General features: G+C 53.4%; 17 protein-coding genes, 3 pseudogenes and 1 riboswitch. Of the genes and pseudogenes, 7 read left to right on the top strand and 13 right to left on the bottom strand.

The genetic code is table 11. The features are described 5' to 3' along the window. Positions 1-149: 149 nt before the first annotated feature. From BSZ31_RS03935 to BSZ31_RS03965, 7 genes are all read left to right on the top strand, one after another. Positions 150-1,268: a DegT/DnrJ/EryC1/StrS aminotransferase family protein gene (locus tag BSZ31_RS03935; RefSeq protein ID WP_105027643.1), complete on the top strand. Its 1,119-nt coding sequence runs from the start codon at positions 150-152 to the stop codon at positions 1,266-1,268. After that, complete coding sequence (locus tag BSZ31_RS03940; protein ID WP_146106586.1) at positions 1,261-2,406, top strand: acetyl-CoA carboxylase biotin carboxylase subunit family protein; 1,146 nt, start codon at positions 1,261-1,263, stop codon at positions 2,404-2,406. Before BSZ31_RS03935 ends, BSZ31_RS03940 begins: the two co-directional genes overlap by 8 nt. 24 nt (positions 2,407-2,430) lie before the next feature. Continuing rightward, complete coding sequence (locus BSZ31_RS03945; protein ID WP_105027645.1) at positions 2,431-3,573, top strand: Gfo/Idh/MocA family protein; 1,143 nt, start codon at positions 2,431-2,433, stop codon at positions 3,571-3,573. Positions 3,574-3,592: 19 nt separating this feature from the next. Next, positions 3,593-5,518 carry a hypothetical protein gene (locus BSZ31_RS03950; protein ID WP_105027646.1) on the top strand — a complete coding sequence of 642 codons (1,926 nt, stop codon included), beginning with the start codon at positions 3,593-3,595 and terminating at the stop codon, positions 5,516-5,518. A 151-nt stretch (positions 5,519-5,669) separates the two neighbouring features. Further along, positions 5,670-6,878 (top strand): ATP-binding protein, encoded by a 1,209-nt coding sequence (locus BSZ31_RS03955; RefSeq protein ID WP_105029734.1) that lies wholly within the window; start codon positions 5,670-5,672, stop codon positions 6,876-6,878. A gap of 9 nt (positions 6,879-6,887) precedes the next feature. Beyond that, the gene (locus BSZ31_RS03960) at positions 6,888-8,675 is read left to right on the top strand and encodes a hypothetical protein (RefSeq protein ID WP_146106587.1); all 1,788 of its coding nucleotides are present in this window, start codon (positions 6,888-6,890) and stop codon (positions 8,673-8,675) included. Further along, positions 8,672-10,936: a hypothetical protein gene (locus BSZ31_RS03965; RefSeq protein ID WP_168426837.1), complete on the top strand. Its 2,265-nt coding sequence runs from the start codon at positions 8,672-8,674 to the stop codon at positions 10,934-10,936. The genes BSZ31_RS03960 and BSZ31_RS03965 overlap by 4 nt, the downstream gene beginning before the upstream one ends. On the opposite strand, the gene BSZ31_RS03970 is transcribed toward BSZ31_RS03965, so the two are convergent. From BSZ31_RS03970 to BSZ31_RS04030, 13 genes and pseudogenes are all read right to left on the bottom strand, one after another. Further along, positions 10,937-11,485, bottom strand: a complete 549-nt coding sequence (locus BSZ31_RS03970; protein ID WP_105027649.1) for a histidine phosphatase family protein — start codon at positions 11,483-11,485, stop codon at positions 10,937-10,939. Continuing rightward, on the bottom strand, positions 11,482-12,315 hold the full coding sequence (cobS, locus tag BSZ31_RS03975) for an adenosylcobinamide-GDP ribazoletransferase (protein ID WP_105027650.1): 834 nt from the start codon (positions 12,313-12,315) through the stop codon (positions 11,482-11,484). The genes BSZ31_RS03970 and cobS overlap by 4 nt, the downstream gene beginning before the upstream one ends. 6 nt (positions 12,316-12,321) lie before the next feature. Further along, positions 12,322-13,373 (bottom strand): annotated as a pseudogene (gene cobT, locus BSZ31_RS03980) (nicotinate-nucleotide--dimethylbenzimidazole phosphoribosyltransferase). Between the two features lie 21 nt (positions 13,374-13,394). Further along, positions 13,395-14,857 (bottom strand): annotated as a pseudogene (locus BSZ31_RS03985) (cobyric acid synthase). Continuing rightward, a complete protein-coding gene (locus BSZ31_RS03990) occupies positions 14,854-15,849 on the bottom strand; it encodes an aminotransferase class I/II-fold pyridoxal phosphate-dependent enzyme (RefSeq protein ID WP_105029735.1) in 996 nt (331 codons plus the stop codon). The pseudogene BSZ31_RS03985 and the gene BSZ31_RS03990 overlap by 4 nt, the downstream one beginning before the upstream one ends. 37 nt (positions 15,850-15,886) lie before the next feature. Next, complete coding sequence (gene cbiB, locus BSZ31_RS03995; protein ID WP_105027651.1) at positions 15,887-16,831, bottom strand: adenosylcobinamide-phosphate synthase CbiB; 945 nt, start codon at positions 16,829-16,831, stop codon at positions 15,887-15,889. Between the two features lie 11 nt (positions 16,832-16,842). After that, entirely contained in the window at positions 16,843-17,424 is a 582-nt protein-coding gene (gene cobO / locus BSZ31_RS04000) for a cob(I)yrinic acid a,c-diamide adenosyltransferase (protein ID WP_105029736.1), read from the bottom strand. Positions 17,425-17,441: 17 nt separating this feature from the next. After that, on the bottom strand, positions 17,442-18,233 hold the full coding sequence (locus BSZ31_RS04005; RefSeq protein WP_369907282.1) for an ABC transporter ATP-binding protein: 792 nt from the start codon (positions 18,231-18,233) through the stop codon (positions 17,442-17,444). A gap of 5 nt (positions 18,234-18,238) precedes the next feature. Continuing rightward, positions 18,239-19,223: pseudogene (locus tag BSZ31_RS04010) on the bottom strand (FecCD family ABC transporter permease). Beyond that, positions 19,220-20,077, bottom strand: coding sequence for an ABC transporter substrate-binding protein (locus BSZ31_RS04015; protein ID WP_105027653.1), 858 nt, complete (start codon positions 20,075-20,077; stop codon positions 19,220-19,222). Before BSZ31_RS04015 ends, BSZ31_RS04010 begins: the two are co-directional and overlap by 4 nt. Then, complete coding sequence (locus tag BSZ31_RS04020; protein ID WP_335618673.1) at positions 20,074-20,643, bottom strand: bifunctional adenosylcobinamide kinase/adenosylcobinamide-phosphate guanylyltransferase; 570 nt, start codon at positions 20,641-20,643, stop codon at positions 20,074-20,076. The genes BSZ31_RS04015 and BSZ31_RS04020 overlap by 4 nt, the downstream gene beginning before the upstream one ends. A gap of 23 nt (positions 20,644-20,666) precedes the next feature. Further along, positions 20,667-22,526, bottom strand: a complete 1,860-nt coding sequence (locus BSZ31_RS04025; protein WP_105027655.1) for a TonB-dependent receptor domain-containing protein — start codon at positions 22,524-22,526, stop codon at positions 20,667-20,669. Positions 22,527-22,590: 64 nt separating this feature from the next. Further along, a riboswitch (cobalamin riboswitch) is annotated at positions 22,591-22,794 on the bottom strand. Between the two features lie 86 nt (positions 22,795-22,880). Beyond that, a complete protein-coding gene (locus BSZ31_RS04030; RefSeq protein WP_105027656.1) occupies positions 22,881-23,102 on the bottom strand; it encodes a TIGR02450 family Trp-rich protein in 222 nt (73 codons plus the stop codon). Between the last annotated feature and the right edge of the window lies 1 nt (position 23,103).

Consider the following 23,103-nt stretch of genomic DNA (forward strand, 5'->3'; position numbering starts at 1 on the left):
AGGCCGTTTTCAAGCCAAATTCAATGCGAACTATAGCAAGCCTGAATGGGGGAAAACATTTTTCTGAAGGGGAAAGAGGCCTGATATTTAACAAATGATTGTGTAATCCAGCCGGGATAATGAAGAAAATCAAATAGAAAGGCTTGGGTATGGATCATCGGAAAATTTATGTGACGCAGCCAGCGCTGCCGCCGCTTGCGGAGTTCATACCCTACCTGGAACAGATTTGGGACAGCAAAACCCTGACCAACAACGGCCCCTATCACCAGCAGCTTGAAAAGGCGCTGTGCGAACATTTGGGTGTGCCTTTCATTTCCCTGTTTTGCAATGGCACCATTGCTTTGATGACTGCGTTGAAAGCCTTGCGCATTCAAGGCGAAGTGATCACCACGCCCTATTCATTCGTGTGCACCAGCCACTCGCTGCTGTGGAATGACCTGCAACCGGTGTTTGTCGATGTGGATCCGATCACTTTGAACCTGGACCCCCGCCGCATTGAAGAAGCCATCACGCCGCAAACCAGTGCCATTTTGCCGGTACATTGCTATGGCCTGCCCGCCAACACCACCGAGATTCAACGCATTGCGGATGTGTATGGCTTGAAGGTGATTTACGACGCGGCCCACGCCTTTGGCGTGAAGCAAAACGGCGAGAGTATTTTGAATGCCGGTGATTTGTCAGTGCTTAGCCTGCATGCCACCAAAGTGTTCAATACCTTTGAAGGCGGTGCCATTGTTTGCAAAGATGCAAAAACCAAGCAGCGCATTGATTACCTGAAAAACTTCGGCTTTGCCGACGAGGTCACCGTGATGGCACCGGGCATCAACGGCAAGATGAGCGAGCTGAATGCCGCCATGGGCATGCTGCAATTGAAGTATGTGAACCAGGCCATTGAAAAGCGCCACCGCATACAGGCCCTGTACCGCGAATTGCTGGCCAATGTCCCCGGAATCGAACACATGGCCGTGCCCGAGAATGTGGAATGGAACGGCGCTTACTTTCCGATTTTCGTGAATGCCCACTACCCCATTACGCGCGACGCGCTGTACGCCCGTTTGCAAGAGCACGGTGTCAATGGTCGCCGCTATTTTTTCCCATTGATCAGCAGCATGCCCATGTACCGCGGTTTGTCCTCGGCTGCGCCACGCAATTTGCCCAACGCCCACAAAGCAGCGGAACAAGTGCTGTGCCTGCCGATTTACCCTGACCTGCCACTGGAAGATGTGGCGCGCATTTGCGTGATTATCGACGAGGCCAGCCGTGGCTAAAGTGCTGTTGGTGGACACCAATTTCTCGTCAGGGCCTATCCTGAATTACCTGCGCAACGCCGGGCACACAGTGATGTTTGCGGGTGGAAAGCCCAACGACTTTTTGGCAAAAGCCACGCCGGGCTACCAGCAACTGGATTATTCCAACCCCGCTGAATTGGCCGATTTATGCACCCAACTGGGCATTGAGTACCTGGTGCCGGGTTGCAATGATCGCTCGTATTACTCCTGCGCAGAAGTGTCGGAAACCTTGCACTTTCCCGGCATTGATCGCCTGGAAGCCACAGAGACCATCAACCACAAGCAGAAGTTTCGCAGCTATGCGCAACGCGAAGGTTTGTCGGTGCCGCGCGTGTTTGACAACGATGAAACACCCGCTTGCGCCGTGATTGTAAAACCGGTCGATGCCTACAGCGGCCGCGGTATAACCGTGGTGCAGGCCGGCGAAACCAGCCAGCTGCACAAGGCGATTGACACAGCCAAAGCCGAATCGAGAAGTGGCGATTGTTTGGTCGAAGAATATGTGGAGGGCCAGCTGTACAGCCATTCTGCATTTGTAGTGAATGGCCGCGTGGTGCAAGACTTTGTGGTGATAGAACATGGCTCGGCCAACCGATTTGTGGTGGACACCAGCCACCTGGCCATCGACTTTCCGGTGGAGGTGCACACCCGTATTCGCCGCGAAATTGAACATTTGGCCCAAAGCCTGCGCCTGTGCGATGGTTTGGTGCACACGCAGTTTTTGCTGAAGGGCAATGAATTCTGGCTGGTTGAAATTACCCGCCGTTGCCCTGGCGATTTGTACAGTCAGTTGATTGAACTTTCAACTGGCTTTCCCTATGTGGCCAGCTACGCCAAAGGCTTTTTGGGGCAGCGTGCTGCGCCTGGCCCCTTGAAGCAGAATTTCATTTTGCGCCACACACTGACCCTGCCGCACGAAGGCTTGTTGCAACACCTGCACTTTAATCACCCGGTGCACATGGAGCGTTGGGTGCCCATTGCCGCCACTGGCGACTTCATTGCGCCAAGCCCGGTGGGCCGCATGGCCCTGCTGTTTGCACGCTGCGCCAACGCAGCCGACCTTCAAACACTGGCCAGCCTTGCCACACAGCGCAGGCTTTACACCTTCAATGGTTAAAGCCACACGCAAAGGACATTGAACATGAGCAAATACAACACACTGAAACCACTGCACAAACCCATCAAAGTGGCCATGATAGGCGGTGGTGTAAATTCAGCCGTGGGCCGCGTGCATGAAATTGCCATGAAAATGGACAATGAATTCGACCTGGTGGCGGGGTGCTTTAGCCGCAACCCGGAATTCAATGCCGAGTCTGGCCGCCAGTACAATGTGCCGGCCAACAAACTGTACCCCAGCGCGGAAGCGCTGATCGATGCTGTAGCGCACGAAGTGGATGCGGTGGTGATTGCCACGCCAATCAAATCGCATGCGCAGTACATTCATTTGGCACTCGACCACAACTTGCGGGTCATCTCCGACAAGCCCCTGTTGGCCAATGTGCAGGAATGCAAGGAACTGTTGGCCCGCATTCACCCCGACAACACCCAGGTGTTTTCAATTTTCAATTACACCGGCTACCCCGCTGTGCGCGAGATGAAACGCCGCGTGGAAAGCGGGGCGATTGGCAGCGTGTTCAAGGTGATGGTCGAAATGCCGCAAGACTCCTACATGCGGCTGAGCAACCAAAACAAAACCCACGCTATTCAGGCATGGCGGCTTGAAGACGGCGACATCAGCTGTGTGTCGCTCGACCTGTTTGTACACCTGCACAGCCTGGTGAATTTTGTGTGCGGCAATACGCCAGTTGCCGTGAACGCCTGGCAACGCGCAATCACCAACGTATCGCCGGGGCTGATTGATGAAGTGGATGCTGTCATTCAATACAGCAACAACCTGATGGTCAACGCGTGGTATGGCAAAGCCGTGTTGGGTTATCGAAACGGCTTGCGCATACGCGTGTTTGGTACCAAGGGCAGTTTGCAATGGCATCAGGAAAGCCCGGAAATGATTGAGGCTGCCGATGAAGCAGGCAACCGCATGTTGCTCGACCGAATTTCAACGGGCAGTGAAATAACCGCACAGCCCCGCTACAACCGCTTCAAGGCCGGCCACCCCTCGGGTTTTATCGAGGCGTTTGCCAACTACTACGCCGACATTGCGCAAGCCATGCGCGATGAAAAGCTGAATGCCTACACTTTGTCGACTGGCGTTGCTGCAGAAGGCCTGGCCTTGAGCCAGGCGATTGCACAAGCCTCGGCCACTGGCCGCACCGTTCAACTTTAAGTTTGAGATTGTCTAAGCCATGACCACAGCCAGCCTGGAAGAACAACTACAACCGCTGTTTGATGACATTGATGCAAAACTGCAAAACATCGAGAGTGGGGTATTCATTCAACAGCAGGACGCAGAAAAAACCATCAACCAATTGGCACTGCTGGTGAATGAATGCCAGAACAAACCCTATGCCAGCTTGATGCAATTGAACATACAAGGCACAACCGAATTGTGTACGCGGTTTGCCGCGCTGTACGTGAATGTGCTGACCGATCTGAAGCACACCCTGAGCCTGAACAGCCTGTTGGTGCTGACCAAACAAAAGCGCTTCATGAGCCATGTGTTTGAAGTTTCCGGCTATGGCAACAGCCGCGCCGTGCTCAAGCTGTTGTTGAACAAAGCGCACGAGCGCAAAGCCAAACAACTGACTGACAACCCCGCCTTGGTGCGCGCCCTGCTGCTGGCCAGCGTGGGCGACCTTGACCCAGCCGACCTGGTGGAACTGACCCTGGAAAGCACGGAAACCTCGGCACTGCTGGCGATTGGGCTGTTGCTGGACCGCCTGCCCTTGACTGTGACAGGCGACGCTGGCCGCACCTTCCTGCTGGAAGAGTACAACCCCTACAGTGCGCTGCGCCCCTTGGACCAATACCGCGCATTGATATCGAATATCTGGATGCTGTGCAGCTACAGCACATCGCCTAAAAAACATGAAATCAAAAAACACCTGAACCAGTGGTTCAAACGTGTGCACAAGGCCAAAGGCATACAGGCCAAACCTGCTGGCAGCGTGCGGCATGCAGGCAATATCGACAACAAACCCGTGATGGTGGTGATTGCCGAAACGTTCAAGTCGGTGCACGCCATGTACCGTTGGTATGCCCCCATGATCAAACGCCTGAAACGCGATTACTACCTGGTGATGGTGTCAATGAAAGCCGATGTGGATGATCAATCCATCGGCCTGTTCGATGAATTCATTGAAATACCCGAAGAAGAAATGAACTTGCAACCGGTGTTGAACCAATGCACCCCCGACATTGCCTGGTTCATGAGTGTGGGTATGCGCTCTTGGGGAATTTCACTCGCAAACCTGCGCTGGGCCCCACTACAAGCCATGAGCTTTGGCCACCCGGCCAGCAGCTTTAGCAGCGAGATGGACATGGCGTTTGTAACCACCCGCGTATTTGGTGGCCCCGGCGTGGTGAATGAGAACATGCTGATTCTGGAGAGTGAAATTGGCAATGTGGCCGAGGCCCACAAAGACTTGAAACTGCCACCACCCGCAGTGCTGGATGACGCTGTGGTGTCGATTGCGGTGCCCTGCAACACCATGAAGATCAACCTGGGCTTCATGACTGCGCTGAAGGAGATTGAACGCCTCTCGGCCAAGCCGATTCGCTTCACCTTCTTCCCCAATGAATATGGTGTTGGCCACCTTTCAACCGAGAAACGCCTGCGCAGCTTCTTCCCCACCGCCGTGGTGGCCCGCCGCACGGGCTATGAAGCCTACCTGAACATGCTCAACCAGCACCACCTGGCACTCAGCCCCTTCCCGTTTGGCAACGCCACCAGCACCATCGATTGCATGGTGTTGGGCCTGCCCGTAATCAGCCTGATCGGTGCCGAACCCCATTCGCGCAGTGACTACGACATTTTGGCTTCGCTAGGACTGGCTGAATACTGCGTGGCCGATTCAGTTGAAAACTACGTGCATGGCGTGGTGCGTTACATCAACGAGCCGGGCCTGCTTGAGGAATTGCGCGCCATGGTGGCATCCAAACAGTTCATGGATTTGCATCAGCAACACGAAAACGAGTTTTCAGATGAAATGTGCAAGGCCTTGAACTGGGCCTATGCAAACCAGAATGAAGTGCGTGGGCCAAAGGGTTTGGTCTTTGAAGGGGCCGGTAGGTGGGTAGAACGGACAACGCATGGGAAACAGTCAAAATAAAATACTCATTTAGAAACAACTCCTTATAAGATATTTTAATAAGCGGAATTTTGTATTACAATACTGAGTAAATTTACTCAATATTGTCAAAATGTACAGTCGCCATCAAATATCAACACTTCGGCAAAGGCTTCAGGAAACACCCAAGTTCATGATTGCCGTCACCGGTCCCCGGCAGGTGGGAAAAACCACCATGGTCAATCAGCTTCTTGATGAACAGCCAGCTGCCCACAGGTTGTTTGTGGCAACAGACGAAGCGGAAACCATTTCAACCAACTTCACACAGTTCGACTTCGATTCAAATGATGGTTCAGATTACGCCCCTCCACGTAGGTCAGAAGAATGGCTTGTTCACACCTGGAACAAAGCAAGAGCCATGGCGCGGCGCATCAACGACGGTACACACTATATTCTGGCAATTGATGAAATACAGAAAATTCCGAACTGGTCAGAAGTTGTAAAAGGGCTGTGGGACAAAGATCGAATTGAAGAATTGCCAATGCATGTGGTGCTACTAGGATCATCGCCATGGCTGATGCAAAAAGGCCTGACAGAAAGCTTGGCAGGCCGTTTTGAGCGCATTCATTTAAGCCACTGGTCGTTTCGTGAAATGCAAGAAGCATTCGACTTCACACTGGATCAATATATTTATTTTGGTGGATACCCCGGCTCAGCCAGCCTGATCGGTGACGAACAACGCTGGAGGGCTTACATACGGAATTCGCTGATTGATCCGATCATCGACAAAGATATTCTTGAACACAACCGGATTCACAAACCCGCATTGCTGAAGCAACTGTTTGAGCTGGGTTGCGGGGCCTATTCAGGTCAAATTCTGGCACTTAGTAAAATTGTTGATGGAGGGCTTCTGCAAGAAGCAGGCAATACAACAACGTTGAGCGATTACATTGGTCTGCTGTCGGCCGCAGAACTGCTCAGCGGGCTTCAAAAATACGCCAGCAAAGAGCATCGCAAGCGAGCCTCACCGCCCAAATTCAATGCACACAACACGGCGCTGATGTCGGCACTTTCTGGCTACACTTTTGAGGAAGCCAAGGCTGACAGAAGTTATTGGGGGCGTCTTGTAGAAACCAGCGTGGGAGCACATTTGATGAATACGGCACACGACGAGTGCGATGTTCATTATTGGCGTGAAGATGGACATGAGGTGGATTTTGTTTTGAGCAGACCTGCAAAGCTGCTGGGCATTGAGGTAAAGAGCGGAAAAACAGGAATAGCGCATAAAGGACTGCAAGCGTTCAGTCAAACCCACACTGGATCAAAAACACTGCTGGTTGGCGATGCTGGAATTCCTGTCTACGAATTTTTGAGTGCGTCCGCAAATCATTGGTTGGGGTAGAAAAAGCGCATGTTCATTCCACGCACAGTCACCGAGTATCAGTTGAGAAACGACTCTCCGCACTTACAACGTAAAGTCATACCGCTGGCCGAACTTCGAGAAGTGAAGTCGTGGGTTCTTCTGGGCGAGCCGGGATCCGGGAAAAGTACTGCATTCGAGACGGAATGCGAAAGTACCGGTGGAGAAGTAATGCGAATTGGCATTTTTCTTGAATCAGAAATTACAGATCTACAAAAACTTCCGGTGATTTATCTGGACGCCTTAGACGAAGAACGGAACACCACGACAGAAAGCAGAAATCTACTAGGGAAAGTCGCCAAGAAACTGATTAATTTAGGCTGCCCGCAATTCAGAATTTCATGCCGCGCGGCAGACTGGTATGGCGAGCTGGACCATGACCAACTAAAACGGGTTAATCCGGCACTGCGGGTGTTCAAGCTCGATGAACTGACAATCGACGATGAATTCGTGCAGCAATACATTGCGGAGGCATTGGATTCAAAACCGGGGAATATGCCAGCCCAAGAATTTCTGAACCGGGTTGAACAACAGAACTTGAATCCCTTACTTTGCAACCCCTTGTTAATCAAGCTGCTGATAGAGGCTATTCACGAAAAAGAATTTCCAGAATCCAGGCGCGAAGTTTTCGAATTCGCCGCTGCGAAACTGGCCAAAGAACACGATCCCTATTACCAACAATTCGCTCTAAATGAAAAATACTCCACTGAACGAATAGTAGATCGAGCTGGCTACTTGTGCAGCATCATGCTGTTCAGTAAACGCGCTGGCTTAGCCATCAACGATGGTAAAGGAAACCGCAGTACCCATTTACAAACCGATGAACTGGGTGGGCTTGACCAACTAAGCTTGCGCGCACTGCGAAGTGCACTTTTTCGCCCGTCGAACTTACAGGACACTGTTGAACCTATTCACCGAACAGTTGCAGAATTTCTGGCAGCACAATGGATAGCAAAACAGATTGAACAACACGCCTTGCCAGTCGGGCGCGTTTTGCGCTTGTTTGAAGGGTTCGATAAAAAAACAGTTTCCAGCCTGCGGGGATTATTCGCCTGGGTTGCCACGCTTAGCCTGAGTGCTTTTCAGCGCATGGTTGAAATTGATCCGCTGGCTATTGCAATTTATGGCGATGCGGCCTGCCTAAGCACAGCACAAAAGAAAGAAGTGATTCTAGGGCTCCAAAGGGAAGCTCAGTCTTATTTTGGCTTTAACTGGCAAGTGCAATTCAAAAGCCCACTTCAAGGCCTTTGGGATCCGGAATTTGAATCATTTTTTATCGAAAATTTCACAAATACATCCCGAGAGAAAACCCACCAAGCATTCATACGTGAGTTACTCAACATATTAAAAAATAACAATATAAGCGAGGAATTGGCATGTGCTTTAGAGAATATTATCGCAGACCACAGTTTCTGGGACAGTATTCGAAGCGCGGCGCTTGATGTACTGTTGGTTGCACCCGAACAGCAAAGCCGTGTTTTGTCATTGCTTGATCGAATTAAGAATGATGATATCGAAGATGCAGAAGACCAATTATTGGGCACATTGCTGAGTACACTCTACCCCTTGGCAATACCCTCAGCATCGATTCTTGGTCACCTTCATCGTGCCAGAAATCCAAATTTAATCGGCGACTATCTTTATTTTTGGGAACATGAATTACCAAAAATGTGCCGAAGGGTGATCTTCCAGTTTTGCTGGACCAACTGGCCAAACGACCTGATTTGCCATGGTCGAGAACAGAAAGCCTTAACCTGCAAAGGATGTGCGGCAAGTTGATATTGCGCGCACTGAATGAAATTGGTGATGACGTAAATGATGAACAATTATTCACATGGCTTGGTATTGGCCAGGATGAATATGGTCATGTACAAAGAAACGCAGAAAACCAAGAGCAAATTGGCAGGTGGTTTGCTGAAAGGGAAGGTCGATACTTTTCATTCCTTGGAAAAGCCGTTGAGAAATCACTTTCAAAAAAACATCCTTACCATGCCTACCACAAAAAAAAAGGGTGGGTTTGCATCAATCAATTGCCCACCCAATTGGGCTTATGGCATTTGAAACAAGCGCAGTCCGCAGCCATCCGCGCTGCCGTTGAAATTCACCTGACAGAAGCCATACGCTGCATTTCATTCCAGCAGGGCAATGGAGGGCTTTCGCTGGAGATGATCGAAGACTTTTCGTTAAAACACCCAGAGCACCATAACTACATTCAATCGCACTTTTTTCATGAACGCTCAGACGCAGAACTTGAGCTGGCCAAACGTCAAAATAATTCAATACATACAGCCAATGAAAGAAAAGCTGAAACCACGAAAACACTTTCAAGCAATTTAGAAGCAATTAAAGCTGGCACCGCCAATTTAGGAATTTTTTATAACCTTGCAATTGTTTGGCTGGACCTTGCCACTGATGTACGTGGCAGCAACCCACAACAGCGATTCGACAGCCTTTGCTTCAATGGCACGGAAGTTTATCAGGCAGCCAGAACAGGATTTACAAAATTCATTCTGAAGTCGACTTTTGCAAACTACACTGAAATTATCGAGTCGTATGCAAACAGCAAAAGGCCTTGGAATCACTTCCCTGTAATTATTGGCCTGGAAGTTCTTTTCGATGAAAGCCCAAAAGCCTTTACATCAATCGAAGAAGAAAGATTGAAAAGTTTTGTTGCCACGCAACTGGCTTATGGCTTGGAAGAAAAGCCCACGTGGCTGGCATATCTTGCCCACATCAATCCACAACTGGTTTCAGAAGTTTGGGTTCGTTTTATGCTGGCCAGCTTCAAGAGGGTTCAACTTCAAGGAGCAAACATTTCCGGAATTTGCGATTGGCCTGAATACCGGGAAGTTGCATTAATTGGTGTACCCCAGGTGCTTGAGAAATACCCGGTTAAAAGTCGTGTGGATCAACTTGGCAATTTACGGCGTTTGCTTTACTTTGCCATCCAAAACCTGCCCGAAAAATTGCAGCCCATGCTCAAAAACAAGTTGAACAGCAAAAGTATGGATGCTGGCCAGCGTATTTACTGGATCATGACTGGTCTGGCAATTGACACGCCTGCCCATGAAAACCTGTTGATCGCTGAAGTAACAACTTCACAAACCAAGGCGAATTATTTTTTCCAATTCATAGAACACAATTCAAACGAGAACAATTACATACCAAGTACGTCGGCCATGTTTTTATCCCGTTTGGTTGAAGTGATTGCAACGAATACGAACCCTGAAATTGAGAATGGGGGACATACGACTAGCCGTTCTGGTGAGTTGTGGTGGAGCTTGCGCCGCTTGATTACGCAGCTTGGTGAAAGCGAAGACCCTACTGCGCTGACTGAACTTCGACGGCTACAACAATTGCCTGAACTTGAAAAAATTCATTTTTATCTCGAACACACTGCGTACGATACACAAATTCGCATTCGGGAAAAGTCATTTGAATTCCTGAAACCGGAAAGCCTGATCAAGGTGCTGAAGAATCGCGAGCCTGTTGATGTCAAAGACTTACAGCAATTGGTTGTGGAACATCTGGATGACTATGTAGAATCAATCCATAAGGACAATGCCAACATTTACGCGCGCTTTTGGGATACCTATAAAGAACGCCGCCCGAAAGATGAAAACGATTGTCGAAATATTATTTTCAGTGAGCTAAAAAGCAGGCTGTCACCGCACGGTGTGGAATGTTCACCTGAAGCCCAGTATGTCAACAGCAAACGTGCAGACATTCGGGCCTCTTTCAGCAACAAATTTTCTGTTCCACTAGAATTCAAATGCGACTGGAACAAAGACCTTTGGACTAGCCTGCGCGACCAATTGATTAACAAATATTCAATTGAAAAAAATGCGGATGGGCACGGCATTTACTTGGCGCTTTGGTTTGGAAAACATTCGCGGGGAAACATACCGAAAACACTCAATGGCTCACCAACACCTCAAACGCCCAACCAGATTGAAGACTATCTTTTGAGCCTGCTGAACCCAGAGGAAAAACAACGAATTCTTGTGCGTGTAATCAACCTTGAATGGACAAGCATCTAATTAACCCCGAATTTCCACACTATACAACCCACCTGGCTCCACCACCGTTTTCGGCCAGTTTTCAGCCTTTTGAACAGGTTCAAAACCGTGTTCAACAATCCACTGCACCGCACGAATGACGCCAGCGTGGGTAATCCACAATTCATCGTTCTGCACGCCACTTAAAGCTTTCCCCACGCGCTGCAACACCAAATGTGTGCTTTCAGTACCGCCAAAACAATGGTGATCAAAATCAGCCAGCCAGGCGTCGAATTCGGTTTGTGGAATTGCGTCCCAAGGCTGCATTTCCCAGCAACCAAAGTTCATTTCATTTAAGCGGACATCTACAATTGCGGTGGGGAGATCGGGCCGTAGCGCCGCCAAATGGTTTGCAAGTTGTTGCGCGCGCAGCAGGCCTGAAACACGCACAGGCAAGCCTGGCGGCAATTGTTCTGCTGCTTGCCGGGCCGATTGCAGGCTGGCCGCATCATCGGCCAATACATCGCTTGCGCCGTAGCAAATTCCTGCAGGTAACAGCACCGGGGCATGGCGAACCAACCACAGCTTCATGACACAGCAGCCAGCGGCCAAGCCAACAACAAGCCCAGGTAAAAAACCACTTCACACACTTGTTGTGTGGCCCCCAAACCGTCGCCAGTAAATCCGCCCAACCTGCGTTTTAGCAAGCGCCACATATAACCCAGTGCCAATACGGCGCCCAAAGCAGCTGCCCACCAGGGTGCGCCCGGTGCAAGCGCATACAACACACCAAAAACCATTGCAGCCCACACCGTGGCGACCGCTAAACTACGGTTGCCAATTTGATCAGCCAGTGGCTTTGATTTGGATTGATGTGTGTCGCCCACATGCGGCAAACTGCGAATAATTAACAAGGGCAAGAAGCGCGACACCACATGCGCACCCAACACGCCCACCGCTGCAATCGTCAAGGTTGCGATTTGCAACAACATGGTCAGCAGGCTGATTTTAAGCAACACCACCAGCACCAACGCCAGTGCGCCATAGGTGCCCACCCGGGAATCTTTCATGATGTCGAGCGCGCGTTCGCGGTTCATGCTGCCACCCAAGCCATCAGCCGTGTCGGCCAAACCGTCTTCATGAAACGCACCCGTCAACATTACACTGAACACGGTGCACAACACGGCTGCCACCCAGCTTGCAGCGGGTACTTCAGGCAAGGCGCACACCAAGCCCCACAACACGGCTGCACATGTTGCTCCCACTAGCCAGCCCACACCGGGAAAATGTGCAGCACTGGCACGCAACATGGCGGGCGAGAAGCCCACCCACTCAGCCAATTTTCCGGTAATGGGTATGCGTGTGAAAAACTGCACTGCAAGCAGGTAGTGGCGAATGAATTGAGTGAGCAGTTGAAGCATGGGAAATTACGCCTGTGTTGAATCGCCTGCGCGCGACACGCTGGCTGAATCGAAACTGGCCATGTCGCGCAGTATGCTACAAGCCGACACCAGCAAGGGCCACGCCAAAGCTGCACCAGAGCCTTCACCCAAACGCAAACCAAGATCAAGCAAGGGTTGTGCATTCAAGAATTTCAGCATCTTGCGGTGGCCTTGCTCGCCCGATTGATGCGCAAAAACACAGTACGCCAACACCTTGGGGCACATTGCATGCGCCACCAACACCGCTGCAGTGGCAATAAAACCATCAACCACCACCACACGGCGTTCACTAGCGGCCTGCAACACCGCACCCACCATCGTTGCAATTTCAAACCCGCCAACGGCTGCAAGTATTTCAAGCGGTGTTTGTGCTTGGCATGTTGGCTTAAAACCTGCCGCAAAATACTTGTTTTGCGCTGAACAGCTTCGGGATTCAAACCCGTTCCCGCACCGGTGCATTCAGCAATGTCGTACCCGGTGAAACACGCCATCAAAAGCGCTGCAGCCGATGTATTGCCAATGCCCATTTCCCCCAATAACAGCACGTTGCCAGGCAGGCTGCGAAGCAACTCAACACCATTGAGCAGCGCCTGTTCGCATTGATGAATCAACATGGCCGGGCCTTCAAGGCTGTCAGCCGTGCCATATCCAATTTTGCGAATCAACAAACCGGGGCGCGCCGTGAATTCATGGCGCACACCGCAATCGACCACGCCCAAATTCAAGCCATGCTGGCGTGCCAGTACACTGACCGCCGCACCACCAGCCAGAAAATTTTCTACCATTTGCCAGGTCACATCGCTGGGGTAGGCGGACACCCCGCGCTGTGCCAAACCATGGTCGGCTGCGAACACCAGCATTTGCGGCTGTTCCAGAGCAGGGCTCTCAGTGCCCAAGACCAGGCCTATTTGAACGGCCAGTTTTTCAAGCCGACCCAATGAACCAAGCGGTTTGGTTTTGTTGTCAAGCAAGGCCTGGATCCGTGCTTGCAAAACAGCACTGCAGGGGTTTTGAACAAGGGGTAAATCAAATGGCATGGGTGCTGTGTACCTGAAAAATTAGGGTTCGATAAGTGCGCTCAATACGCCCGGTTGTACATGCTGTTCCAGAAAATCTGCCAGCCCGTTGAATACGCTTTCCAGCGTGGGGGCTTGTGCGCCAAACAATGCGGCCAACACTGCGGCATCTTCAAACAGGCCGTGCACGTAAACACCCAGCACATTGCCCGCTGTATTTTGCCAACCCAAGCCGGGCAGCACTTCGCGCGCAAGCTGCCCGACTTGAGCCAGCGCCGGGTGTTGCGCGGTTTGACCATGGTGAATTTCATAGCCGTTGACCAGTTGCTGCGCCAACGCGGCCCAAGGCCCTTGCACGGCACCAAAAAGCAGCGTGGTACGGCGCACTGTTTTGTCGGGTTCAAAGCAGGTCACCAAAGGCAAAAGCCCCAGCCCCGGTGCATTGCCATCAATGCCGTGCGCATCCACCAGTGCCTCACCCAACATTTGCAGGCCACCACAAATGCCCAACACGGGTTTGCCTTGTTCGGCATGCGCGGCCACAGTTTGGTCCAGCCCCTGTTCGCGCAACCATGCCAAATCGGCTGTGGTGTGTTTTGAACCCGGCAGAATAATCCAGTCAGCGCCTGCACAATCGGCAGGTGTGCGGGCCCACACCAAACGCACACCGGGCATATTTTTCAGGGGCTGGAATTCATCCAGATTGCTGATACGCGGAAAAGCCAGCACAGCAATGGTGATGTGCACGCGGCCAGTGGAACGGCTGCGGTCATCGAACACCCCATCTTCTTCCGGCAAACCATGCTGAAACCACATGGGCAGGGTGGCCACGGTGGGTACACCGGTCAACTGCTGCAACAGTTCGGGCGCGGGAGCCAGCAAGGCCGCATCACCTCGAAATTTGTTCAACACGAAACCGCGAATCAAGGCACGTTCCTCGGTGGGCAACAAAGCCAGGTGCCATACAGGTGGGCAAAAGCCCCACCACGGTCAATGTCGGCAACCAGCAGGCAGCGCGCCTGCGCGTGCACGGCCACGCGCATGTTCACAATGTCACTGGCGTGCAAGTTTATTTCTGCCGGTGAACCTGCCCCCTCGATCACCACCACATCATGGTCGGCACGCAGTGCATCCAGTGATGCCATGATGTGCGGCCACACCTGGGCGCTGCGTTCCCGCCACGGGGTCTTGCTCAACGCCATGTCCACTTGTCCCAACACGACCACTTGGCTTTTGGTGTCGGCTTCGGGTTTTAACAACACCGGGTTCATGTGCACATGCGGTTCGCAACATGCGGCCAGCGCCTGGAAATACTGGGCAGAACCAATTTCCCCTTCACTGCCATGCAAACCCGCCACCACGCGGGCATTGTTGCTCATGTTTTGTGCCTTGAAGGGTGCCACCTTAAAACCCAGGCGTGCATAGTGACGGCACAATGCCGTGGTCACCCAGCTTTTACCTGCACCGCTGCTGGTACCCAGAACCATCACACACACTGCGGTCATTCGTGGCCCTGCCTTGCAGGATAATATTCAAGCGCACTTGAAAGCGCAGCCATGGCCTGTGGCCCTTGCGCGCACAAGCGCCACCAGCCGGGCAAACCAAACGAGGTGGCATCGCGCAGCTTGATGCCACGCGCGCGCAGGTGCACCTCATCAATTCCGCAAGGTGCTTTGGCACACACAAACGAGGCAATGCTGGGCATCGTTTCCCAACCCCGCTGGTGAAGGCAATTCAGCAGATCCAGTTTCCATTGCGCCAGCACGCTGCGGCTTTCAGCCAACCAGCCTTGTGTTTCCGGCAAGGTCCAGGCAAGCAGCATTGCTTGCCCGTGCGTGCCGATCGGCCAGGAAGGTGCCAGGCTATTCAGTGCGCACACCGCTCGGCTTTCACCCACGGGTGCAATGGCGTAAGCGCCGCGAATACCTGTCATGCCCAATGCCTTGTTGGGCGACCACAATTGCCACAAATGGTCTCGTTTTTGCACGGCCGTGCGGGCCTGTTCATCAAGGCACAAGGGTTCATAAGCACAATCAAGCACGGCAACCACATCGGGGTGGGCCTCTACAATTTTCAAGAGCTCGGTCGATTCAGTTTGCCCCAAGGGGCTTGAAGGGTTGCACAACCACACCAAGCCAGCCTGACTTGGGTCATCAACCAGTTCCATGTCCCACACCTGCGCGGCGTGCGCATAATCGCCATAAGCGTGTTGCGGCACCCAGTAAGAATTGCAGCCCTTGCGCCACTGGCAGGTGGTCAGGCGTTGAATGAATTCGCTTGCACTGCCCGCAACCACAATTCTGGATTCATCCACTTGATGAAAGTCGGCAAGCGCAGTGCGCAAGGCCGTGTAATTCGGATCGGGGTAACGCAGTGCGTCAGCCTGCTGAACTGCGTTCAACACCACAGGGCAAGGCCCAACTGCATTGGCATTGCTCGAGAAGTCAAAGGGCACCGGCCCGTGCTCATCGGTACTGCCATGTATACGTGTGTTCATGTTACCCCCCACGAAACAGCCACCAAGCAAAGCACCGCTATGAATACCACCACTTGTGCGCAGGCATGCAAGGCGGCTTCGATGTGGCACTGCGTGGCGCCTCGCCTTGCCTATTCAAACAATACACGCCTTTCTTTTCCAGACAAATATTCATGCCCAAAGCCAAGGCCCCCATGGGCCAACCGCCATTCGGTGAAGGGGTTTGTTGTGCAATACCGGGTAATTGAAACAGGCCACGACCTTTGAACAACAGGCAAATCAGCACGGCGGTGATGCGGGCAGGCAACCAGGACAACACATCGTCTGCGCGTGCTGCCCACTTGCCTGCCCAGGTCCAGTCGCGCCCTGCGCGTTCGCCAAGATAGCCCCACATGGCGTCGGCCGTATTGGCAAAGCGATAAACTGCAGCGCCTGGCAAACCCAGCACCGCAAACCAGAACAGCGGGGCTACCACAGAGTCATTTAAATTTTCTGCAAGTGTAGAAATGGCAGCCTGCCGAACCTGCGCCTCGCTCAGGCCGTTCACATCGCGGCTGACCAAACGCGCCACCTGCTGTCGGCCTTCGGGCAGTGAACGTTGCAAGGCTTTTTCAACTGCGTGTACTTCATCGCGCAGCACCCGCCAGGCCAACATGGGTTTGAACAACAGGCCCAGCAACAACACTTGGAAAACCCAATTCGCCTGTGCCACCCACTTTGAAAGCAACGCAGCCAGAATGAATACACCCGCAGCACCCGCGCACCACGCCAAGGCACCGGCTGTGAATGGGGCCATCACTTTGCTGGGCACAACACCCATTACAGGTGCAAACAAACGACCGACCCACCCCAGATAATTGCCCATCCACACCACCGGGTGCCAGCGAACCGGCGGTTCGCCGAAACAATAATCGACGAGCAAAGCCACCAGCATGGCACCAGCCAAACCGTCAATGGATGTAAAAGACGTGGCGAAAATCAAAGCGGGGCTGGCATTGTCCATTTGCGTTGCGTTTAATCTTCGATACCGCGCTGGGCCGGTATGCCTGCCTTGAAAGCATGCTTGACCATGGTCATCTCTGTCACCGTGTCGGCCATGTCGATTACTTCCTGCGGGCAACGCCGCCCGGTGATTACCACATGCACATCCTTGGGTCGTTCGCGCAGGGTTTGCAACACATCCTCCAGCGGGATCCAGCCGTAAATCAAGCCGTAGGTCAGTTCATCCAGCACCACCATAAAATGTTCGCCTCCCAGAATGGTGTCGCGGGCTTTGGCCCAGCCGTCCCGGGCCAGTTGCGCTGAATGTTCGATGTCTTTGCTTTTCCAGCTAAAGCCATCACCCAGCCCTTCGATGGACAAACCCAGTTGCTCGAAGGATCGATGTTCACCAAAACGCGCACTGGGCACTTTCATGAACTGGTAAATTTTCACGAGCTTGCCATGCACATGGGTGCGCCCAAATGCACGCAAGGCCAGGCCAAATGCCGCAGTGCTTTTGCCTTTGCCATCGCCGGTGTTCACGATGATCAGGCCACGCCTTTCGCCTTCGGGCCGGTCGTAACGTTTTTCAGTGGGGGGCGTTTCAATTTGCATGGGGTTTTCTCTCGCAGTCAGGTTGGCAACACAAGCCAACGGTTGTTCACCTGGTGAATGGAAAGTCGATGATCAAAAACAGTTTGCAGGGCGTGGTGTGCCGTCGGCTCGTGACTGGGGCCGGCGTAGTGCAATTGGCCTGCTTGCAACACCAACAGGTCGTCGGCAAGCAAGGCCAGGGAAATTTCATGCAACACGGTCACCACCGTTCGTCCTTGGGCCACCAGGCTACGCACCAGCGCAATCCAGTCGGCCTGGTGCGGCGGGTCGAGGTTGGCCAAAGGTTCGTCCATCAACACAATGTCGGCCTGAACAGCCAACAGGCGCGCCAGCAGCACGCGCTGGCGTTCGCCCCCGGAAAGACTTCCAAACAAACGGCTGCGCCATTCCCACACACGGGTTTGTTCCATGGCCTGCTGCACAGCGGCGTGGTCGGCTGGGCCGGGCGGGCTTAACCAGGGCAAATGGGGAAAGCGGCCCAGCATGACGATGTCGTAGGTACTCAAGTCATCAGCAGCCTGATCGGCCCCGCCCTGGGCCAGCCAGGCCACAGTTTTGGCGCGTTCGCGGTGTGCATAGCTCTGCAAGTCTTTTCCATTCACCTTGACACGGCCTCGCTGCGTGGGAACAAGCCCAGCCAAGGCACGCAGAAAAGTGGATTTTCCCGCGCCGTTTGGGCCCACCACACAGGTCCAGCGGCCAGCCGCAATACGAGTATCAAGCTGGTGTATGACGGGGCACGCAAAGCGGCCCGAACCCAGTGAAACCGAAAGGCCTTTTACCTCGAATGCGGCAGTAGTCTGGTTCATGTTCATTACCCCGCCCTCCTGTGCATCAGCCACAGCAAATAGCCGCCACCCAGCGTGGCAGTCAACACGCCCACAGGAATTTCCTGAGGCGCAATCAAGCCACGGGCCAGAATATCGGCAGCCAGCAGCAACACCCCACCCATCAGGCTGGCCAACACCACCAACTGTGCATAGGTAGTGCGCACCGCAGCGCGCACCAAATGCGGTGCAGCCAAACCCACAAAGGCAATCAGGCCGGTGTGTGCAACGGCAGTACCGGTGGCCAAAGCGACCACAGCGATCAATGCCATGCGTGCGGGGCGCAAGGGCAAACCCAGACTTTGCGCGGTGTGTTCTCCCAAGGTAAGGGCATCCAGCGTGCGGGAAAAAGCCCAGGCCACAGCCAGGCACAACACGCCGGAAAGCAGCATGATTCCCAGCGATTGCCAACCCACAAAACCGGTAGAACCCAGAATGAACGCTTGCATGGCCTGCAAGGTTTGCGGAACCGCAATCGTGATTAATGATGTCAGCGCACCCAACACCATGCCAACCACCACACCTGCCAGCAGCAGGCGCAGTGTGTGTTGCACGCCTTTGGCCAACGTCAGGGTCAGCAGCACAGCGCCCACCGCACCCACAAAAGCAGCACCGGTTAGGCCCAGCCGCACCACCCACGCCTCGGCAAATGGCGACACGCCCAGTACAGCCAGCGACACTGCCACCGCCAAGGAAGCACCCGACGCGCTGCCCAACAAAAACGGATCGGCCAAGGGGTTGCGAAACAGACCTTGCGCAACCGCACCCGCCAGCCCAAGCAAGGCACCGGCGGCCCAGGCACAGTGTGCGGGGTGCACGAATGTCGAAAATTATTTGATGAGCCACCGGGTCACCCCACATGCGCCACACCGATTCAAGACCTGTGCTGCCCACACCCAAACCAATGGCGCACAACAACAGGCTTAAGGCCAACAACAAAACACCCAGCCACAGGCTTGCGCGTGTATTCATAAGGCACCACCTCGGCTTGTTGGAGTTACATTGCTGTGTTTCAGAATGCACTGCGCCAGCAGGCGGGCACCTTCGGCCATGCGGGGGCCGGGGCGCACAATGGCGTCCTCATCGTCACTGTTGAAAATGCAAATGCGTTGTTCGCGCACCGCAGGCAGGCGCTGCCAGCCGGGCCGCTCGGTCATGCCTTGCACATTGCGTTGCCCCACCATGATCAGGTCGGGGTTGGCACGCACCACAAATTCCGGGTTCAGCTTTGGAAACGGCCCCAGTTCAGCAGGCACCACATTGCCCACACCAAGGCGCTTGAGTGTTTGACCGATAAAAGATGATTCACCTGCGGCGTAGGGCGCCCGGTTCACTTCAAAATAAACGCGAATACCGCGCGCATGTTCCGGCAAAGAAGCTGCTGCGGCAGACACACCCGCATCCACATTGCGCCACACCTGCTCGGCCTTTGCCGGTGCAAATCCCAAGGCTTCGCCCACTTTGGCCATCACCACCTGCACCTGTTCATGTGTTTTTGGCTCAAGCATCAGCACTTTCAGGCCGAGTGCCTGCAACCTTTCGGCTGCACGTGTCGATTCTGCCATCAACACAAGGTCTGGCTTCAATGCAACAATCGCTTCAATATTCGGATCAATCCCGCCGCCTACACGGGGCAGTTGTTGAACCGATGCTGGCCAGTTGGAATATCGATCTACACCCACCAAGCGGCTACAGGCCCCCAATTCACATACACTTTCAGTGAGCGAAGGCAACAGGCTGACAATGCGCTGCGGTGCTGCGTGTGCAGCCCATGCCGACAATGCCAGCAGAAAAGCGATTGAATGCCGCACGCCAAATATTTTCATGCGGGTGCCCCTTTCACATACAGCGCCTGCCCGGCCACCATCAAGGTAAGCCGTTCACATGCATCGGCCATGGTTTGGTTCAAGCGCCCCAGTTCATCCACGTAATGGCGCACCTCCTTGCCCATGGGCACAACACCCAAACCAATTTCATTGCTCACCAACACCACCGGCCCTGGCAAGTTGTGCAGCGTGTGAACCAGTTGCTCGACCGTGTGGTGAAACCCTTGTGCAGGTGCAGGCGCACCGGGTGGTGGCATCAACCAGTTAACCAACCACAGGGTTAAACAATCCACGATCAGCAGGGTGTTGCTGGTGCTGTGCAATTTCAAGGCTGCAGGCAGGTACAGGCATTCCTCAACCGCCACCAAACGGGGCACGCGCTTTGCGCGGTCAAGCTGGTGCTGCTCAATGCGTTGCTGCATTTCATCGTCGCCAATATGGGCTGTGGCCACGAGTACAGCTTGCCGTTGTGGATCGGCCTCAAGCCATTGAATAGCCAGGTTTTCAGCGCGGCGCGATTTACCGCTGCGCTGGCCACCCAATATCAGTTCAGAACGGGCAAGCATGTGCATCAATCAGGTTTCACCCTTTAAAAAGACCAGTTGGCAGACACAAACAGGTTTCTGCCCGGTGTGGTAAAGCCATTGGCCAGTGAATAGGTTTTGTCGGTGATGTTGTTCAAACGGGCCGACACGGACAATTCCTGATTCACCTTGCGGCTTACACCGGCGTTAAGCAAACCATAACCACCCAGTTCAATGTTGGGGTCGCTGAAACGAATCGCCCTGTCTTCACGGTCACTGGCCAGTTTCAATTCTCCATAGTACCGCCAGGGGCCAGTTTCACGGCTCAAGTTTAAATTGAATACGTGGCGGGCAATTCGCACAATGCGCTTGTCATCGGGTTCGGTTCTGGGGTCGGTGTAATCATAGGAAGCTTTGACCAACAGTGTTTCAAACTGGCGATCTACCGCGAATGTGGCACCACGCAATGTTGCGCGGGCCGATTGCACATTGGTAGAAGGGGTGATGAAGCCTTGTACGCTGTTGTGATAAACCACCGCGCTTGCAACAATTGTTGGCGCAGCATACTTCAGGCCCACCTCTTTGGCACGACTGCGCTGAGGTTGTAATTCGGGGTTACCAAAACCCGGAAAGTACAGCTGGTTGAAGGTAGGCGCCTGAAAACTGCTGCCCGCACTGCCCACCAAACGCCATTGTGAATTCAGTTTGTAGCCAGCTGAAAAGGCATAGTTATTGAAACGCCCGAACTGGGAATTGTCGTCGCTTCGCAGCACCCCAAGCGCGTCCCACTGGTCGCGGTTCAATGCGTACGATGCCATGAACCCATCAATGGTACGGGCCTTCACGGGGTAGTTCGTGGTGCTGTCCACTTCTTCGCTGCGTTGCTCGGCCAACAGGGTAAGCACATCGCTGCCAAAGCCAATGTCGTTTTGCCAACTGTACTGGTCGCGCTTGGTGTTGAACCGTGCGACACCTGCGTCTGCGCCATCGGACAGGCGGCGATATTCAGTGACCGACTTGTCATCGGACTGCGCAACCAATATGGTGGACTTCCAACGAGGAGCCCACTTTGCCACCCATTGCAGGCTGGACTGGTTCACTTCTGGATTGGCTATTGCCTCGCTATTCATGGAATTCAAACCCAGCGGGTTGGGCGATGGCGTTCCGTCAAAACCATACCGGCCTTTGCTGTACAGCGATTGAAACTTCAACTGATGATCCGTATGTACGTCGGCCACCAAACTGAAATTCAGGCTGCTGGTTTCAAAACGATCTTCATCCGGATTCAAGCCGGTTGCCTCGGGCGTCTTGGCATCAATGCCGCTGCCTCGCTCATGCGAGAAGCCAAGGTTGTAGCCAAAAATACCGCTTTTACCACCGAAATGAGCGGCTCCCAGGCGCTGGCCATCGGTGCCCACACCCACACTGACAGAACGCCGGGGAACACCCGCTTGCCGCGTGATGATTTGAATCACACCGCCCACTGCATCTGGGCCATACAAGGCTGAAGCAGCACCACGCAAAATCTCGATGCGCTCGATGGATTCAAGCGGAATGGTTTCCAGCGAAAGGCTACCATTGGTTGCAGAACCCACACGCACGCCATCCACCAGCAAAATGATTTGTGTGGCCGATGCTCCTCTTAAAAGAATCCCCGTGTTAGAGCGGTAACTGCCGTTGGAAGACATTTGCACGCCCGGCTGTTGGGCCAGCAATTCGCGCAGCGACGTTTGCCCGGCGCGGCTTAGCGTGTCGCGATCAATCACCGTGACATCGGCCAACACATCCGTGACAGGCTGTTCGGTGCGGGTGGCGGTGACCACCACGGATTCGAAAGTTGGATTGGTTTGTGCAAATACAGGAGCGGCCGCAGCAATGGCGACCGGCGTGGCAAGCCATAGCTTTCCCAAGCGAATTGAGTTCATTGTAAGTTTGATTGACGAGTACCCTCACCGCCTTCCCCGACAGTGCATGGGACACAGTGTGCAAATTGCACACCCCGCTGTTGGCCGGTATCCGGGCTGGCAGACGAACCCTCATCACCTTCTCAGGCGTTTAAAACACCCAATGGTTTTTGATGAAAGCCAAGCACAAGACTTGTCTGCGTACCGTTGCGGGGGCAGCGCCAAAGGGCTTCCCGTTTAACTTCAGAACATGGACTGTTCCAAGAGCACCAACAGGCGCATTGTAACGCAGCAGCGCGAAAGCAATTGGGTTTTCTGTCGGTAGGGCCACGATTGATTTGCTTGTTATAAGTACCAATCGATGGTTAAACGTGGTCACTTCCACCCCTGCAACCACTGCGCTTCGTCTTGCAAATCCCGCCAGTGAATAATTTGCGTTCTGCCTGAATGCACAGCTTCCAGCTCAAAGAGTTCAATGGGCAAATCTTCGCTGGCAGGCTTGACCACGCTTCGAACCAGAAAATGTTTTTCCTTGTTCACGGGCTTTGCGGCGGTCCACTTGCTGAGCAGCAATTTCTTCGGGTTTAACTGGCGCATG

Origin of the sequence: Limnobacter sp. SAORIC-690, assembly GCF_002954425.1 — a bacterium.
Taxonomy (GTDB): Bacteria; Pseudomonadota; Gammaproteobacteria; order Burkholderiales; family Burkholderiaceae_B; genus Limnobacter; species Limnobacter profundi.

Excerpts from the sequence above, each read along its gene's own strand:
- BSZ31_RS03960 (WP_146106587.1), top strand. The coding sequence starts at position 6,888 with ATGTTCATTCCACGCACAGTCACCGAGTATCAGTTGAGAAACGACTCT.
- BSZ31_RS04020 (WP_335618673.1), bottom strand. The coding sequence starts at position 20,643 with ATGCTTGCCCGTTCTGAACTGATATTGGGTGGCCAGCGCAGCGGTAAA.
- BSZ31_RS04005 (WP_369907282.1), bottom strand. The coding sequence starts at position 18,233 with ATGAACCAGACTACTGCCGCATTCGAGGTAAAAGGCCTTTCGGTTTCA.
- cobO (WP_105029736.1), bottom strand. The coding sequence starts at position 17,424 with ATGCAAATTGAAACGCCCCCCACTGAAAAACGTTACGACCGGCCCGAA.
- BSZ31_RS04025 (WP_105027655.1), bottom strand. The coding sequence starts at position 22,526 with ATGAACTCAATTCGCTTGGGAAAGCTATGGCTTGCCACGCCGGTCGCC.
- BSZ31_RS03970 (WP_105027649.1), bottom strand. The coding sequence starts at position 11,485 with ATGAAGCTGTGGTTGGTTCGCCATGCCCCGGTGCTGTTACCTGCAGGA.
- BSZ31_RS03945 (WP_105027645.1), top strand. The coding sequence starts at position 2,431 with ATGAGCAAATACAACACACTGAAACCACTGCACAAACCCATCAAAGTG.
- BSZ31_RS03990 (WP_105029735.1), bottom strand. The coding sequence starts at position 15,849 with ATGAACACACGTATACATGGCAGTACCGATGAGCACGGGCCGGTGCCC.
- cobS (WP_105027650.1), bottom strand. The coding sequence starts at position 12,315 with ATGCTTCAACTGCTCACTCAATTCATTCGCCACTACCTGCTTGCAGTG.
- cbiB (WP_105027651.1), bottom strand. The coding sequence starts at position 16,831 with ATGGACAATGCCAGCCCCGCTTTGATTTTCGCCACGTCTTTTACATCC.
- BSZ31_RS04015 (WP_105027653.1), bottom strand. The coding sequence starts at position 20,077 with ATGAAAATATTTGGCGTGCGGCATTCAATCGCTTTTCTGCTGGCATTG.
- BSZ31_RS03950 (WP_105027646.1), top strand. The coding sequence starts at position 3,593 with ATGACCACAGCCAGCCTGGAAGAACAACTACAACCGCTGTTTGATGAC.
- BSZ31_RS03955 (WP_105029734.1), top strand. The coding sequence starts at position 5,670 with ATGATTGCCGTCACCGGTCCCCGGCAGGTGGGAAAAACCACCATGGTC.
- BSZ31_RS04030 (WP_105027656.1), bottom strand. The coding sequence starts at position 23,102 with ATGCGCCAGTTAAACCCGAAGAAATTGCTGCTCAGCAAGTGGACCGCC.
- BSZ31_RS03935 (WP_105027643.1), top strand. The coding sequence starts at position 150 with ATGGATCATCGGAAAATTTATGTGACGCAGCCAGCGCTGCCGCCGCTT.